Here is a 15,889-nt window from a genome sequence, read left to right as displayed (position 1 = left end):
GGATGCTCAAGACTGCCGAATCCCGCGAACGCTGGCTGTTCTGGCTCGTCGCCCTGCTCGTACTCGGCGCCGGGCTCGGCCTGCGCGATCCGTGGCCGGCAGACGAGCCGCGTTTCGCGCTCGTCGCGAAACAGATGGTCGACAGCCATCAGTGGCTGTTCCCGATGCGTGGCAACGAGCTCTACGCCGACAAGCCGCCGCTCTTCATGTGGCTGCAGGCGATCGCGCTGACGGTGGTCGGCAACCTGCGCGTCGCGTTTTTGCTGCCGTCGTTGCTCGCCTCGCTCGGCACGCTCGCGCTGCTGCGCGATCTCGGTGCGCGTCTGTACGACCGTCGCGCCGGCGCGTACGCCGCATGGGCACTGCTCTTCACCTTCGCGTTTACGTTCCAGGCGCGCCGCGCGCAGATCGACCCGCTGCTCGTGTTCTGGGTGACGCTGTCGGTGTACGGCCTCGTGCGCCACCTCGTGCGCGGGCCGGACCTGCGCATGTGGTACCTCGGCTGGTTCGCCGCCGGCCTGGGCGTGATCACGAAGGGCGTCGGCGTGATCGCGCTGCTCGTTCTGATTCCCGCCGCGGTGCTGCATGCACGCGGCTGGGCGTCGATCGGTGCGCAGGGGTGGCGACGTCCTGCGACCTGGCTCGGCCCGGTGCTGCTGGTGCTGCCGATCGCCGTGTGGCTCGGGCCGATGCTCTGGGCGGTGGAACACAGCACGGACCCTGCGCTGCACGATTACGCCGACAACATCCTGTTGCGGCAGACGGCCAAGCGCTACGTCGATCCGTCCCATCACATCCAGCCGGTCTGGTATTTCCCCGTCGTCATCCTCACGCAGTGGCTGCCCGCATGGCTGGCGCTGCCGTGGGTGTGGAGCGGTTGGCGCGATGCATGGCGTGCACGCGACGGCCGGCTCGCGTTGCTGCTGACATGGGTGGCGCTGGTCGTCGTGTTCTTCAGCCTCAGCGCAGGCAAGCGCGAGGTCTACATCCTGCCGGCGCTGCCGATGTTCTGCCTCGCGCTCGGCGCGTGGTTGCCGGCGGCGATCGAACAGCCGAATGCCCGGCGTCTCGCATTCGGCCTGGCGACAGCGCTGACGTTGCTGCTCGGCATCGCCGGGGCGATGGTCGTGTTCGGTCATCCGGGCTTCGAGCAGCGTCTGGACGAGGCGCGTGGCATGGTCGGCGGCGCCGACGCGCTAGGTCGCATGATGCTTGCGATCGCCGCCTGGGGGGCGGCAATGGTGTTCGCGTTCGGCGTACGTCGTGGCGTCGCCGCACTCCTCGGCACGCTCACCGGACTCTGGCTGCTGGTCGGCCTCGCCGCGCAACCCCTGCTCAACGACGCCAGCTCCGCGCGCGGCCTCATGCAACGCGCCGCGCACATCGTCGGGCCGACCGACGAATTCGCGCTCGTCGCGTGGAAGGAACAGAACCTGCTGATGGCCGATCGGCCGGCGCGCACATTCGGCTTCGTGCGCGATCCCGCGCTGCAGCTACGCGATGCACTGGTCTGGCAACGCGAGGCGCCGTCGCGCCGGTGGATCCTCCTCGAAGACGACGCTCTGGCGTCGTGCATCGACCGCGCCCGCGCCACGTTCGTCGGCCACAGCAATCGTCGCGAGTGGTGGCTGGTGCCGTCGGACGCCGCCGCGCGATGCGCCGCGAAGCCGGTGGTCAGCCCGGCCGCAGCCGTTCCCGAAGCAGGCGGTACTTGAGCACGGAATAGCGCGCATGCAGACGATGGAAGCGCCATCCGGCGTGCCCATCGACGAAGCCGCCGCGCAGCACCAGGTTCTTCAATAGATACGCCGCACCGGCGGCCGGGCCACGTAATGCCGACGGGCGCTTCCCACGCGTCGCGCGCGCATCCGCCCACAGCCGCGCATAGCGCTGCAACTTCGCCGAGTACTCGTCCTCGCTGCGCGCAGTGTCATGCTCCAGCGCAATCGACGACAGCCGGACATTCCACCCGTCGACGTCGAGATATTCGTGCACGGGCACGTCGCCATGGCGCATGGCCTGACGGAACAGACGATGCACGGGTTCGCGGGCGAAGCTGCCGGCACGCATCGCGTGGCCGAGGAAGTGCGTGCGGCGTTGCAGGAGCCAGCAGTCGGCGGACTCGATATTGCTGGCGAACAGCTTGCGAATTTCGTCTCGCGCCACGGGTTCCAGCCATTCGTCGGCGTCGAGCAGAAGCACCCACGGATGCCGCGCGCGTTCGATCGCTGCGTTCTTCTGGCGTGCAAAACCGTCCCAGTCGCGATGCTTGACGCGCGCGCCGAGGCTGCGTGCGATGGAGACTGTCTCGTCGGTCGAGCCCGAATCGAGCACGATGATCTCGTCGCAGACCTCGCGCATCGACGCGATGCAGCGACCGATGCGGTCGGCCTCGTTGAGCGTGATGACGACGCCGGAGAGGGGCAGCGGTGCGGGCATGGGGGATCGTCAGCGGAGACGCTGCGAGTATAGGCGGCCGCTGCGTCGCGCTTTACGCTGTGCGCACCAAGGAGCTCCGATGGCCGGCGATCGACCCCTGCGCGTCATTCATTTCGTCACCGGCGGGTTCTCCGGCGGCGCGACGCAGGTCGCCATCGCGCTGGTGAATGCGCATCGCGCGGGCGGGGCGATCGAGCCGCTGCTGGTGCTTCGTCGCAAGCGCCGCACCGATCCCGCGCGCATCGAAGAACTGCGCGACGCCGGCGTGCCGCTGGAAGTCGTCACTGGCGCGACGCACATCGCGACGATCCTCTCGCTCGTGCGGCTGTGTCGACGCTGGCAGCCCGACGTGCTGGTCGCACACGGGTTCTCGGAACATCTCTGGGGCCGCTATGCCGGCCTGCTCGCGAAAGTACCGGCGCTCGTGCACGTCGAGCACAACACGCGCGAGCGCTACACCGCATGGCGTCGTCGACAGACGCGCTGGCTCGCGCAACGTACCGCCCGCATCGTCGGCTGCTCGGAAGGCGTGCGGCAGGTGCTGCTCGACATGGGCATGCCGGCCGATCGCACCATTGCCATTCCGAACGGCATTCGCGTGACGCCGTTCGTGCGCACCGACATGCTGCCGGTGCAGGCGCGCGTGCCGGGCATCGTGATGGTCGCGCGGTTTTCCAAGCAGAAGGATCACGCGACGCTGGTGCGTGCCGTGGCGATCCTGCGCGAGCGCGGCCTTGCACCGCCGGTGATGTTCGCGGGCGCGGGCAAGCCTGTGCATCGCGAGCCGGTCGAGAAGCTGGCGCGCGAGCTGGGACTCGGTGACCAGGTGCAGTTCCTCGGCCTGCATCGCGACGTTCCATCGCTGCTGATGCGCCATCGCCTGTGCGTGCTGTCGACGCATTACGAAGGCATGCCGCTCGCGTTGATCGAGGGCATGGCCGCGGGATGCGCGGTGATCGGAAGCGCCGTGCCCGGTGTGCGCGAGACACTCAACGACGGTGTCGACGGACGCATCGTGCCGGAGAATGATCCGGTCGCGCTCGCGGATGCCATCGAGCACTTGCTGCGCGACGACGCCGAAGCCGCGCGACTCGGGGCCGCGGCGCGTGCCGCGGCCCTCACGCGCTACAGCCGCGAGCGCATGGCGGCGAACTACGAGGCGATGCTGCGCGACGTCGCCGCCGAAGCAGGCGTCACTCGCTGAGTACGTAGCTGATCGTCACGCTGCGCGGCGCCTGCTTGAAGTGCGCGGCGATGGCGTCGCGGCTCAATCGAGCGATGCGTTCGTTGCTCGCGCCGGGCGGAATGCCGTCGAACACCACGGTGACGCTCGCGAGGGATCCGTTGGTCCAGTTGAAGCCGACCTGCGGCCGCCGACCGACGGATTTCTCGAGATCCGATGCCACTTCGCCCGCGTGGGCGAAGCCCTCCTTCATCGTGTCGACGGCGCCGCAACCGGTGAGCGCCAGTGCGAGCACGGCCGATCCCCACATCGTCCGCATGTCGTTCCCCTTCGTCAGTAGCAGTCCGGCCAGTACGGGTTGGTTCCGTCGGGCTGTATCGAAAAGCGTTTGTACGTCCATTGATACTGCGCGAGATCGCGACGTGCCACCTGCTCGATCGCGCCATTGAGCGCGGCGACCGACGTCGCGATGTCGCGATCGGCGACGGCGGCGTCGACCGGCTCCACGTGCAGCGCGAAGCGCGGGCCGCGTGCGTCCTCGCCGATGCGCTCGCACCACGCGATGAGGACCGCCGCGCCGGTGCGCGAGGCGAGGCGGCCGAGCAGGCTCATCGTCAGCGCGGGGCGACCGAAGAACGGCGCGAATTCGCCGTCGCCCTGCTTGGGCTGCTGGTCGGGGAGGATGCCGACCACGCCACCGCCCTGCAGCCACTTGAACAATTGGCGCGCGCCGGCGGCCTCGGCGCGGATCTGGGTGACGCGCGACGCGTCGCCGTGCGCGGCGCGGACGCGCTGCAGGAAGGCGTCGCCCACTGCGGATTCCGGCGGCGCGTAGAGGATGGCGAGTGGCGTGCGCGAGGCGAGCCACTGGTTGAGCAGCTCCCAGTTGCCGTAATGGGGCGCGACGACGATGACGCCCCGTCCCGCGGCGATCGCGGCGTCGAGGCGTTCCGCGCCGCGGTGCTCGACGATGTCCTCGAGGTTGCGCGCATGCGGACGCGTCCAGAACCGCAGCGTCTCCAGCGCCTGGCGCGCGGTGACGCGCAGCACGTCGCGACGCAGCGACTCGCGTTGCGCGGGCGTCGCGTCCGGCTGGATCAGCTCGAGGTTGCGCAGGGTGATGCGCGATTCGCGGCTGCCTCGGCGGACGGCGCGGGCGGCGATGGCGTCGCCGAGCGCGCCCAGCCAACGCCAGGGCAGGCGGGCGACGACGACGGCGAGGGCGTAGAGAAGGGCGGCCAAGACACGCGGCATCCGGCCAGTCTACGGGCGACCGCGCGCGGCCGAGCGGGCGGGCCCGTCGGAGGCTCTGCTAGCCTGAGCGCATGCCCGTTCGCCGCAGCCCATGCTCGCCCTGATCCAGCGCGTCACGCGCGCGGACGTGGTCGTCGCGGGCGAGATGGTCGGGGCGATCGGCCCCGGGCTGCTCGCGCTGGTGGGCGTCGAACCCGGCGACGGCGAGGCGCAGGTCGCGCGGATGGCGCAACGCCTGCTGGGCTATCGGGTCTTCGAGGACGACGGCGGCCGCATGAACCGGAGCCTGGGCCAGACCGGTGGCGGCCTGCTGCTGGTCAGCCAGTTCACCTTGGCCGCGGACACGTCGTCCGGCATGCGGGCGGGGTTCCAGACCGCCGCGGCGCCTGAGATCGCTGAACCCCTCTTCAACCGGCTCGTCGAAGCCTGCCGTTTGGCGCATCCGACGGTGGAAACCGGACGTTTCGGCGCCCATATGGTCGTCAGCCTGGTCAACGACGGCCCGGTCACCTTCCTGCTGCGGGCCTGACCCGCTCAGCCTCCGGGCGCCTTTCCGGACCAGTCCGGCAGGTCCCGCTGGTATAATGCACGGTTCCCTCGACCCCTTTACTCAGGTGGCGCAGCCCATGGCCAACGAACGTCAGACCCAGGTGTCGGACATCAAGCAACTGATCAGCAAGGGTCTGGAGCAGGGCTACCTCACCTACGCCGAGGTCAACGATCACCTGCCCGACGACGTCGTCGATCCCGAACAGATCGAAGACATCATCGGCATGATCAACGGAATGGGCATCCAGGTGCATGAAATTGCGCCGGACGCCGAGACCCTGCTGCTCGCCGGCGAAGCCAGCGGCAACCGCGAAGTCGACGAGACCGCCGCGGAAGAAGCCGCGGCCGCACTCACCTCGCTCGATACCGAAGGCGGTCGCACGACCGACCCGGTGCGCATGTACATGCGCGAGATGGGCACGGTCGAGCTGCTGACCCGCGAAGGCGAAATCGCCATCGCCAAGCGCATCGAGGAGGGCCTCTCGCAGGTCCAGGCCTCGCTCGCGTCGTTCCCGGGCACGATCGCCTGGATCCTCGGCGACTACGAACTGCACAAGGGCGGCAAGAAGCGCCTCGCCGAAGTCGTGGTCGGTTTCAACGACCTGATCGACGAAGTGCCGGAAGTGCCGCCCGTTGCCGAAGTGACGGACGTCGAAGCCGAGGACGAGGAGGACGACGTCGACGGCGATGACGCCGCCGAGGAGACCGGCCCGACCGGTCCGGATCCGCTCGAAGTCGCGAACCGCATGGGCGCGCTGGCCGACCTCTACGGCAAGTTCGAGAAGTCGCACGCCAAGAACGGCCCGGATCACAAGTCGACCAAGAAGATCCGCGAGGAGATGGCGGAGATCTTCGTCACGCTCAAGCTGCCGCTCGGCCTGACCGACGCGCTGGTCAAGAACCTGCGCGATTCCGTCGCCAAGGTGAAGGAGCACGAGCGCCGCATCCTCGACCTGTCCGTGCGCGTCGCGAAGATGCCGCGCAAGGACTTCATCCGCGCGTGGGAAGGCAACCAGACCAACCTCGAGTGGGTCGACGAGCTGCTCAAGCGCAAGCAGAAGTGGGCGTCGGCGCTGCGCGACGTCAAGGATCGCATCGTCTTCGAACAGCAGGCGACGATCGACGAAGAACAGCGCATGAAGGTCACGCTCGCCGAGCTGAAGGAAATCAGCCGCGCGATGGCCTACGGCGAAGCGAAGGCGCGCAAGGCGAAGAAGGAGATGGTCGAGGCCAACCTGCGCCTCGTGATCTCGATCGCCAAGAAGTACACCAACCGCGGCCTGCAGTTCCTCGACCTCATCCAGGAAGGCAACATCGGCCTGATGAAGGCGGTCGACAAGTTCGAATACCGCCGCGGTTACAAGTTCTCGACGTACGCGACGTGGTGGATCCGCCAGGCCATCACGCGTTCGATCGCCGACCAGGCACGCACCATCCGTATCCCGGTGCACATGATCGAGACGATCAACAAGCTCAACCGCATCTCCCGCCAGATGCTCCAGACCTACGGCCGCGAGGCCACGCCGGAAGAACTGGCGAAGGAAATGGACATGCCGGAGGACAAGATCCGGAAGGTCATGAAGATCGCGAAGGAACCGATCTCCATGGAGACGCCGATCGGTGACGACGAAGATTCGCATCTCGGCGACTTCATCGAGGACACGAACGTCATGTCCCCGATCGACGCAACCACCGACATCAACCTGTCGGAAACGGTCCGAGACGTGCTCGCCAGCCTGACGCCGCGCGAGGCGAAGGTGCTGCGCATGCGCTTCGGCATCGACATGAACACCGATCACACGCTGGAAGAAGTCGGCAAGCAGTTCGACGTCACCCGCGAGCGCATCCGCCAGATCGAAGCGAAGGCGCTGCGCAAGCTGCGTCATCCGAGCCGTTCGGAACAGCTGCGTTCGTTCCTCGACATCGACTGATCGATCGCATCATCGAAATACGCACGAGCCCGCCGACATGGCGGGCTCGTCGTTTCTGCAGCCGCTACAATCCAATCGCTGCGGGCCTATAGCTCAACGGTTAGAGCAGGGGACTCATAATCCCTTGGTTCCAGGTTCGAATCCTGGTGGGCCCATGTTTCAGTGCCCGGTATGCAATGCCGCCGCCGTTGATCCGATCCGGATGCGATAGCGAGGCGAGATGCGCACATCAGCGCTCGCCGGCAACTTCGTCGAGGACCACTTGCCGGTCTCGGCTTCCGACTCGACACAGCGGTCGTCGAGCCGCGGCCGACCGGCGCGACTGCCTGAGCGCAAATCCAGCGTCCGTACGGCGCTCCAACGTTCGAGCGACGATGCGACAAGGCCGTCAGCGTCTTGCTGGAGGGACGACGACCGTCACTCTCGTTCCGCCCGACCCTCCGGCACGCAACTGAAGCTCCCCACCGATCTCGCGCGCACGCTCGCGCATGCTGAGCAACCCGAGGCCGTCGACATGCGTGCTCGGGTCATCGCGGAAGCCGACGCCGTTGTCTTCGATTTCCAATCGCACGCCTCCATCGAAACGCTCGAGGCGGACGTCGATGACGGTCGCCGATGCATGCTTGTGCGCGTTCTGCAGCGCTTCCTGCGCGATGCGATACAGCGCGGTGGCGACGTCCAAGGGCAGCTCGGGCAAGTCTTCGATGCGGGCACGAACCTGCGCCGCACCCGCTTGTGCATCGCATAACGCGCGCAGTGCGTCCGGTAGGCCGGTGTAGCGCAGCAGGCTGGGGTGGAGTTCGTGGGAGAGGCGACGTACGTCTTCCGACACATCGGTCACGGCGGTCTGGAGGTCGCTGAGCAGCGCGCGCGTTGAGCCTTCCGCGTGCTGGCGCTCGATGCTCATGCGGATGGCGATCGACGCGATCGACTGGTTGATACCGTCGTGCAGATCGCGGGCGATGCGCGCGCGTTCATCCTCCTGGGCGCGCATCAGCTGCACGGTCATCGTCTGCAGACGCCGATGCGCATGCTGAAGCGCCTGCGTGCGCGTGGCGCGCTGCTCGACGACCACGGTCATGTAGAGCAGGGCGACGGTGAGCGCGACGGTCCACAGCTGCACGGCGACGGTGGTGGTGGCGAGGTCGTCGCGAATGAAGGGACCGATGCCCGCCGCGCTGAAATGCATGGCGAGCAGACCCACCGCGAGCATCGCCAGCGACGCGCCGACCGCGCGGAACGACACCATCGCCCAGATCAGGAACGGCACCGGCGCGACCATCAGCATCGGTTGCAGGCGGTCCATCGGCACGCGCCAGGTCCAGAGCACGCAGAGCAGCACGAGCAGCGCCGCACCGACCGCGACGCTCACGCCGCTCGCATCCACGGGCACCGCGCGCCGCCGACGCAGCGCCGTCCACACCACCGCCGGCACCAGCATGAGATTGCCGAGGCTCTGCGCGAGGGTGACGTTCGGCCAGTCCGACAGATACGGCGCCAGCACCGTGCCCCGGATCGACCACGCGATCCATCCGGCGCTGAGCATCGGCAGCGCGAGTCCCGCGAGGACCACGAACGCGGTGAGCAGGCGGAAATCCTCGAGCGGCGAGCGCAGCCGGCTGCGCAGGGCGTCGAGGCCCACCGCCACCGCGGGGGTCAGCAGCAGCGAGCCGAGCATCGCGCGCGTCACCGCGAGCGGCGGGACGCCGAGGACGCCGAATGCGGCCGCTTCGCCGAGTGCCGTCCCGACGAGGCAGGCCCACCAGCGGCGACGCGGCTGCAGCAACAGCGCGCTGAGCAGCACCGCGCCCGGGAACCAGACCATGTGGCTGTGCGGGTTCGGCATCCACAGCAGCATCGAGGCCCACTGCGACGACGCCACCGACGCCGTGACCACGGCGGCGAGCGCGAGCGAGGGCATCGGCGGGCGTGTGCTCATGGGCTCCGGAGGCGGCAAGGCGAGACGGTCGTGGAGTACGCTCGCGGCCGGGCCCTACGCCCGGTCCGAACGCGCCGAGAATGCCGCAGATGACGTCCGACCGCCCGCGCATCGTGCTTGCCGACGACCACCGCCTGGTGGCCGAAGGCGTGCAGCGCCTGCTGCAGGACGAGTTCGAGCTGGTCGCATGCGTGGCCAGCGGTGCGGCGCTGCTGGATGCGGTGCGCCAGTACGCGCCCGACCTCGTCGTCACCGATCTCGCGATGCCCGATCGTAACGGCCTGAGCGTGATGCGCGAACTGCGCGACGGCGGCATCACTGTGCCGTTCGTGTTCCTGACCATGCACGCCGAACCCGCGCTCGCCGAGCAGGCGCTGCGTGCCGGTGCGTCGGGCTACGTGCTCAAGAGTTCGGCGGGCGAGGAGCTGCTGCGTGCGATCCATGCGGTGCGTGGCGGGCGCACCTACATCACGCCGACGCTGGCCGCGCACGTCATCGCCGCGCCGGTGCATGGCCGCAAGCAGGCGCTCACGGAAAAGCAGAAGCAGGTGCTGCAGCTCGTCTGCGCGGGACTGCGTTCGAAGCAGGTCGCGGCGGAACTCGGCGTGTCGGTGCGCACCGTCGAATCGCATCGCTACGCGATCATGCAGGCGCTGGACGTGCACAGCACCGTCGAGCTGGTGCGCAAGGCCGAGGAATACGGCCTTGCGCGTCCAGCGCGCGAGCTCGGTCCGCTCGCCTAGAAATCCCACCTCAACGCAACGGTCAGGGGCACCGACACGCGCTTTCCGGTGTCGTTGATGCCCGCGAGTCCCAGCGGACCGATCGCGCTGTCGTCGCCATCGAGCTTATCGACGTACCGAATGCCGGTTTCGGCGACGAAGCTCGCGCGCTCGGAGATCGGCACGTTGACGCCAACGTCCACGCCCGCGCTCAGCGCCCAGTTGCTGGAATAGAACGGCGCGTCGGGAATGGTGATGCCCGCCGCCGGGATCTCGAACGTCGCCTTGATGTCATCGGTGCGCGTCCCGCCGATGCGGGCCGCCACGTAGGGCCGCGCGTACTTCGGCGTCATGAAGTACCAGCGTGCGCCGCCTTCGACGCTCAGCGCCTTGTAGGTCGAGAACGTGCCGTACACGGGCAGCGAGGTGTTGAGCGCAGGCACGAAGGCATCGCCGACCTGCAGGCGCCCTTCGGACGCACGCGACTGGCGGACGTCGCCGAATACTTCCATTCGATCGCTCACGCCCCACGCGAAACCAAGGCCGCCGGACGGGGCGACGTCGTACACACGCGAATGGCTGCGCGAGCCGATGCGCAGCTGCGCCGACACGCCCGCCAGCGCGGGATTGAGTGGGCCCAGATCCGGGACGTCGACCGTCGCGCCGTCGTGGACGTCACCGCTGACGGGCGCGTCGGCGCCGCCGAACACGGTGAACGACCAGCGGCCCGCATCGGGCCCGGCGGCATGGACGGAGGAGGTGGCGAGCAGCGCGGCGGCTGCGATCAGCAACGCTTTCATGCATCGACCTCGTCGTGGGGGAAGGGCGCGGTGGACGCTCCGCCACCGCGAGGCGGGACGTTAGCGCCGGTCATCGCGCGCGCCGTCCGTACAACTACGCAGGGGCCCTCCGCGCGATGTCCGTACTTTCCGCAACCCACGCGGGTTCTACGCAAATCTACGGATGTGGCGGCCCGCAGGCGCATGCCATAAAGCGGCCGTCGCCTTTCGATGTCCGCCATGTCCCGTGTCCTGCCTGCGCGCAGCCCTGTTGCCGCTTCAGTCCTCCGGTGGTTCGACACCTCTGCCGATACGCGCGCCGACGACGGTGATGCCGACCGCATCGACCTCGTGCGCGCGCTGCCATTTGTCGCGCTTCACCTCGGTTGCATAGCGGTCCTGTGGGTGGGCGTGTCGACGACCGCGCTGGTCGTCGCGCTCGCGCTCTACCTCGTGCGCATGTTCGCGATCACCGGCTTCTACCACCGCTACTTCTCCCACCGTACGTTCCGTGCATCGCGCGCGATGCAGTTCGCATTCGCGGTGATCGGGGCGTCGTCGGTCCAGCGTGGGCCGCTGTGGTGGGCGGCGCATCACCGGCATCACCACGTGCACGCGGACGATGCGCAGGACCTGCATTCCCCGCGCGTGCACGGCTTCTGGCGCAGCCACATGGGCTGGTTCCTGACGCGACGCGCGTTCGCCACCGATCTCACGCGCGTGCCGGACCTCGCGCGGTTTCCGGAGCTCCGCTGGCTCGACCGGTTCGACATCGTGGTGCCGGTCGCGTTGATGGTCGCGCTGTACGCGGTCGGCGCGCTGCTCGAACGCGTCGCGCCCGGGCTCGGCACGAGCGGCGCGCAGCTCGTCGTCTGGGGCTTCGTCGTGTCGACGGTCGCGCTGTTCCACGTCACCGTCACCATCAACTCGCTGGCGCACCAGTTCGGTTCGCGCCGGTTCGCCACGCGCGACGACAGCCGCAACAACGCGCTGCTCGCGCTGCTCACGCTCGGCGAGGGCTGGCACAACAACCACCACTTCTTCCCCGGCACCGCGCGACAGGGCTTCTTCTGGTGGGAAGTGGACATCACCTGGTACGGGCTGCGCCTGCTCGCCGCGCTCGGCCTCGTGCACGACCTGAAGCCGGTGCCCGCGTGGGTGCGGGCGAAGGCGGGCGGCTGATATGCGCATTGCGGTCGTCGGTTCAGGCATTGCCGGGTTGGCCAGCGCGTGGCTGCTGTCGCGCGCGCACGAGGTCGTGCTGTTCGAGGCCAACGACTATCTCGGCGGCCACACGCATACGCATCGCGTCGAGGTCGATGGGCAGACGTTCGCCGTCGACACCGGTTTCATCGTCCACAACCCCGAGCACTATCCGTTGCTGACGCGCCTGCTGCGCGAGCTGGACGTCCCGACGCGCGAAACGACGATGAGTTTCTCGGTGCACAACGCGCGCACCGGGCTCGAGTACAACGCGACGTCGCTCGATACGCTCTTCTGCCAGCGCCGCAACCTCGCGTCGCCGCGTTTCTGGCGGATGCTCGCCGACCTCGTGCGCTTCTATCGTCGTGCGCCGCGGCTGCTCGGGGTGGCGTCCCCCGGCCCGACGCTGGGCGATTACCTGCGCGACGAAGGCTACAGCGACGCCTTCCGCGACGACCACCTCGTGCCGATGGCGTCGGCGCTGTGGTCCGCGCCGGCCGCGCAGATCCTCGATTTCCCGGCGCGCCATCTCGTGCAGTTCATGGCGAACCACCGCATGTTGCAGCTCACCGGTCGCGCACCGTGGCGCGTGGTGCAGGGCGGCTCGGCCCGCTATGTCGAAGCGCTGGAACGCACGTGGTCGGCGTCGGTGCGACTGCGCACGCCGGTCCGGCTGGTGCGCCGCGAAGCCGGTGGCGTCATCGTCACGACCGACGAGGGCGAAGAAACGTTCGACCAGATCGTGCTCGCCTGCCACAGCGACCAGGCACTCGCGCTGCTGAATGACGCCGATCCGCAGGAGTGCGAAGTGCTCGGTGCCATCGGCTACCAGCGCAACGAGGTGGTACTGCACACGGAGGCGCGCCTGCTGCCACGCGACCGCAAGGCGTGGGCCGCATGGAACGCATACGTCGACCCGGACCCGCAGCAGCCGTGCACCGTCAGCTACTGCATGAACCTGCTGCAGCACCTGCCCGTGACCACGCCCGTCGTCGTCACGCTCAACCGCGGCGACGCGATCGATCCATGCCGCGTGCTGGCACGTGTCGACTACGCGCATCCGGTGTTCACCACCGAGGCCGTGGCCGCGCAGGCGCGTCGCCACGAAATCCAGGGACGACGCGCGACGTGGTTCGCCGGCGCGTACTGGGGCTGGGGCTTCCACGAAGACGGCCTGCGCAGTGCGGTCGACGTCGCCACCGCGCTCGGCGTGCCATGGCCGTGGACGGACGACGCCACGGAACGTGCGGATGGCCGCATCGCGACATCGTCGCCCGCGTGGAGCGGCGCATGAGCGACGGCGGCGAACGGCTGCGGCGTCGCGCGAGCGCGCTGTACGAAGGCACGGTGCGGCATCGCCGGCACCGGCCCTCGCCCCATGCGTTCGAGTACCGCATGGCGCAGCTGTTCGTCGACCTCGACGAGATCGACGCCGTACTGGACGCACACCCGCTGTGGTCGACGCACGGCCGCAACGTCGCCGAGTTCCGTCGCAGCGACTACCTCGGCCCCGACACCATGCCGCTCGCCGACGCGGTGCGCGCACGCATCCACGACGCGACAGGCCGCCAGACCTTCGGCCCGATCCGCCTGCTCACGCATGCGCGCTACTTCGGCCACACGTTCAACCCGGTCAGCTTCTACTACTGCTACGGCCTCGACCACCGCACGCTCGAGTTCATCGTCGCCGAGATCACCAACACGCCGTGGCGCGAACGGCACGCCTACGTGCTGCCGGTCGCCGATGCCGAGGTGCGCGGCCGCGCCCTGCGCTGGACCTTCGACAAGAGCTTCCACGTCTCGCCCTTCATGGCCATGCAGCGCGAGTACCACTGGACGTTCACGCCACCGGGCGATGCACTGCTCGTGCACATGGACGTTCGCGACGGCGACAGCCGCGAGTTCGACGCCACGCTCGTGCTGCAGCGTCGCCCCCTCGACCGCGCCGGCCTGTCGCGCCTGCTCTGGCGCTATCCGGCGATGACCCTGCAGGTGCTCGGCGCCATCCACTGGCAGGCGCTGCGGCTCTGGCTCAAGCGCACACCCGTCCACGACCACCCGACTTCGCGACCGTCCGCATGAACGACACCACGCAATCGCTGGCCTCCGCGCCGACCCTCGGCGCCTTCGATCGCCTGCTGCGCGAGCGCGTCCTGCGGCAGCTGCGCGCCCTGCGCGCGGGCACCGTCACGCTGCGTGACGCCTACGGCAGCGAAACCTTCGGCGAGCCGATGCCGGATACGCCGACGCCCGTGCTGCACGTCGACGACCTGCGCTTCTATCGCGCGCTTGCGCAGGGCGGCAGCGTCGGAGCGGCCGAGGCCTACATGGACGGGCTGTGGCGCTGCGACGACCTCGTCGGCCTGGTGCGCCTGCTGGTGCGCAATCGCGATCTGCTCGACGGCATGGAACGCGGCCCCGCGCGCCTCGCGGGCGTGCTGCTGCGCGGGCTGCATGCCCTGCGCATGAACACGCGCGCGGGCGCCCGCCGCAACATCGCGGCGCATTACGACCTCGGCAACGACTTCTTCCGGCTGTTCCTGTCGGACGACCTCATGTACTCGTCGGCGCTCTTCGAACGCGACGACGACACGCTCGACGTCGCCTCGACCCGCAAGCTCGACATGATCTGCCGCAAGCTGCACTTGCAGCCCGGCGATCGCGTGCTGGAGATCGGCACGGGCTGGGGCGGGTTCGCACTGCACGCGGCACGCGAATACGGCTGCCACGTCACCACGACCACTCTGTCGCGCGAGCAGTACGACCTCGCACGCACGCGCATCGCGGAAGCCGGGCTGGAGGATCGCGTCGACGTGCTGCTGCGCGATTTCCGCGACCTCGACGGCGTGTACGACAAGCTGGTGTCGATCGAGATGGTGGAAGCCATCGGGCCCGAGAACCTCACGCGCTACTTCGCCTGCCTGCGCGACCGGCTGCGTCCCGAAGGCCTCGCGCTCGTGCAGGCCATCACCATCGAGGACCACCGCTACGCGCAGGCGCTGCGCTCGGTCGACTTCATCAAGCGCCATGTCTTCCCGGGCTCGTTCATCCCGTCGATCGCCGCGATGATGGCGGCGAAGACGACCGCGAGCGACCTCGCGTTGCTGCACCTCGAGGACATGGGCCTTTCCTACGCGCGCACGCTCGAAGCCTGGCGCGAGCGCTTCCTCGCGGGGTTGCCGCAGGTGCGCGCGCTCGGCTTCGACGACCGCTTCATGCGCATGTGGACGTTCTACCTCGCGTACTGCGAGGGCGGCTTCCGCGAGCGCTCCATCGGCGTCGCGCAGATGCTGTTCGCGCGACCGGGCTACCGGCCGTCGTCGTCGACGCACGACCGCCGCGTCGCACTGGAGGCGTGATGGCGCGCGTGCTCAACGTCGTCGGCTTCCAGCTCGCGTGGTGGGCGACGGTGCTCGCCGCGTCGCGCGGCGGGGCTGCGCTCGGCGTGCTCGCCTGCGCGGTGTTCGTCATCGTGCAGGCGATGGCGTCGCCGCACCGAGTAGCGGATGTCCGCACGGTGGCGGCCGCCGTCGCGATGGGCCTGCTGTTCGACGGCGCGCTGGTCCGCTCCGGTTGGGTGACCTACGCCGCGGACTCGGGCGTTCTGCCTGCGCCGGCGTGGATCCTCGCGCTGTGGGCCGCCTTCGCGATCACGCTGAACCATGCGCTCGCCGCGCTGCGCCCGAGTATGGCCGCCGTGCTGGGTGCGGTCGGCGGTCCGTTGTCGTATCTCGCCGCGGAGCGTCTCGGTGCGATCGCGTTGGTCGCACCGCGCCCCGCACTCGTCGCACTCGCGTTGGGCTGGGCGTTGGCCACCGGTGCACTAGTCGCCATCGCGCGACGTGCTCGACGCCTCGAGCACGCCGAGGCCGCGCCACTCGCCGGAGGCG

At 68.9% G+C, this 15,889-nt stretch carries 15 protein-coding genes and 1 tRNA gene; 11 read left to right on the top strand and 5 right to left on the bottom strand.

Features of this window, described 5'->3' with window-relative positions; translation table 11 throughout:
- Positions 1 to 2: 2 nt before the first annotated feature.
- Positions 3 to 1,715 (top strand): ArnT family glycosyltransferase, encoded by a 1,713-nt coding sequence (locus EVS83_RS10605; protein ID WP_166636878.1) that lies wholly within the window; start codon positions 3 to 5, stop codon positions 1,713 to 1,715.
- Here EVS83_RS10605 and EVS83_RS10600 read toward each other — a convergent pair.
- On the bottom strand, positions 1,675 to 2,439 hold the full coding sequence (locus EVS83_RS10600; protein ID WP_133501019.1) for a glycosyltransferase family 2 protein: 765 nt from the start codon (positions 2,437 to 2,439) through the stop codon (positions 1,675 to 1,677). The two genes, EVS83_RS10605 and EVS83_RS10600, sit on opposite strands and share 41 nt — an antisense overlap.
- 79 nt (positions 2,440 to 2,518) lie before the next feature.
- On the opposite strand from EVS83_RS10600, the gene EVS83_RS10595 reads away from it, so the two are divergent.
- Positions 2,519 to 3,643 carry a glycosyltransferase gene (locus tag EVS83_RS10595; protein WP_133501018.1) on the top strand — a complete coding sequence of 375 codons (1,125 nt, stop codon included), beginning with the start codon at positions 2,519 to 2,521 and terminating at the stop codon, positions 3,641 to 3,643.
- On the opposite strand, the gene EVS83_RS10590 is transcribed toward EVS83_RS10595, so the two are convergent.
- Positions 3,633 to 3,941 (bottom strand): hypothetical protein, encoded by a 309-nt coding sequence (locus tag EVS83_RS10590; RefSeq protein WP_133501017.1) that lies wholly within the window; start codon positions 3,939 to 3,941, stop codon positions 3,633 to 3,635. The genes EVS83_RS10595 and EVS83_RS10590 overlap by 11 nt on opposite strands.
- A 14-nt stretch (positions 3,942 to 3,955) precedes the next feature.
- Positions 3,956 to 4,876, bottom strand: coding sequence for a lauroyl acyltransferase (locus EVS83_RS10585; protein WP_133501016.1), 921 nt, complete (start codon positions 4,874 to 4,876; stop codon positions 3,956 to 3,958).
- Between the two features lie 91 nt (positions 4,877 to 4,967).
- Between EVS83_RS10585 and dtd the strand changes: the two genes are divergently transcribed.
- From dtd to EVS83_RS10570, 3 genes are all read left to right on the top strand, one after another.
- Entirely contained in the window at positions 4,968 to 5,405 is a 438-nt protein-coding gene (gene dtd / locus EVS83_RS10580) for a D-aminoacyl-tRNA deacylase (RefSeq protein WP_133501015.1), read from the top strand.
- A 97-nt stretch (positions 5,406 to 5,502) separates the two neighbouring features.
- The gene (gene rpoD, locus EVS83_RS10575; protein WP_133501014.1) at positions 5,503 to 7,356 is read left to right on the top strand and encodes an RNA polymerase sigma factor RpoD; all 1,854 of its coding nucleotides are present in this window, start codon (positions 5,503 to 5,505) and stop codon (positions 7,354 to 7,356) included.
- 82 nt (positions 7,357 to 7,438) lie between these two features.
- Positions 7,439 to 7,511 (top strand) — tRNA-Ile (locus EVS83_RS10570).
- Positions 7,512 to 7,744: 233 nt separating this feature from the next.
- Here the strand turns inward: EVS83_RS10570 and EVS83_RS10565 are convergent.
- Positions 7,745 to 9,295 carry a sensor histidine kinase gene (locus EVS83_RS10565; protein ID WP_133501013.1) on the bottom strand — a complete coding sequence of 517 codons (1,551 nt, stop codon included), beginning with the start codon at positions 9,293 to 9,295 and terminating at the stop codon, positions 7,745 to 7,747.
- Positions 9,296 to 9,384: 89 nt separating this feature from the next.
- On the opposite strand from EVS83_RS10565, the gene EVS83_RS10560 reads away from it, so the two are divergent.
- The gene (locus EVS83_RS10560) at positions 9,385 to 10,038 is read left to right on the top strand and encodes a response regulator (RefSeq protein WP_246022877.1); all 654 of its coding nucleotides are present in this window, start codon (positions 9,385 to 9,387) and stop codon (positions 10,036 to 10,038) included.
- On the opposite strand, the gene EVS83_RS10555 is transcribed toward EVS83_RS10560, so the two are convergent.
- Complete coding sequence (locus tag EVS83_RS10555; protein WP_133501011.1) at positions 10,035 to 10,817, bottom strand: hypothetical protein; 783 nt, start codon at positions 10,815 to 10,817, stop codon at positions 10,035 to 10,037. The two genes, EVS83_RS10560 and EVS83_RS10555, sit on opposite strands and share 4 nt — an antisense overlap.
- Before the next feature lie 219 nt (positions 10,818 to 11,036).
- Here EVS83_RS10555 and EVS83_RS10550 point away from each other — a divergent pair, with 219 nt between their 5' ends.
- From EVS83_RS10550 to EVS83_RS10530, 5 genes are all read left to right on the top strand, one after another.
- The gene (locus EVS83_RS10550; RefSeq protein WP_246022875.1) at positions 11,037 to 11,978 is read left to right on the top strand and encodes an acyl-CoA desaturase; all 942 of its coding nucleotides are present in this window, start codon (positions 11,037 to 11,039) and stop codon (positions 11,976 to 11,978) included.
- Position 11,979: 1 nt separating this feature from the next.
- Positions 11,980 to 13,293: an NAD(P)/FAD-dependent oxidoreductase gene (locus EVS83_RS10545; protein WP_133501009.1), complete on the top strand. Its 1,314-nt coding sequence runs from the start codon at positions 11,980 to 11,982 to the stop codon at positions 13,291 to 13,293.
- Positions 13,290 to 14,081 carry a DUF1365 domain-containing protein gene (locus tag EVS83_RS10540; RefSeq protein WP_133501008.1) on the top strand — a complete coding sequence of 264 codons (792 nt, stop codon included), beginning with the start codon at positions 13,290 to 13,292 and terminating at the stop codon, positions 14,079 to 14,081. The genes EVS83_RS10545 and EVS83_RS10540 overlap by 4 nt, the downstream gene beginning before the upstream one ends.
- A complete protein-coding gene (locus tag EVS83_RS10535) occupies positions 14,078 to 15,358 on the top strand; it encodes an SAM-dependent methyltransferase (protein WP_133501007.1) in 1,281 nt (426 codons plus the stop codon). Before EVS83_RS10540 ends, EVS83_RS10535 begins: the two co-directional genes overlap by 4 nt.
- The coding region (locus tag EVS83_RS10530) for a DUF2878 domain-containing protein (RefSeq protein WP_133501006.1) at positions 15,358 to 15,889 on the top strand (532 nt) is incomplete at its 3' end. The genes EVS83_RS10535 and EVS83_RS10530, both read left to right, overlap by 1 nt.

The sequence above is a fragment of the Cognatilysobacter terrigena genome, from assembly GCF_004361065.1.
Taxonomy (GTDB): domain Bacteria; phylum Pseudomonadota; class Gammaproteobacteria; order Xanthomonadales; family Xanthomonadaceae; genus Cognatilysobacter; species Cognatilysobacter terrigena.
The sequence above is the reverse complement of the archived record's forward strand: the minus strand, read 5'-3'. Positions and strand labels throughout refer to the sequence as shown.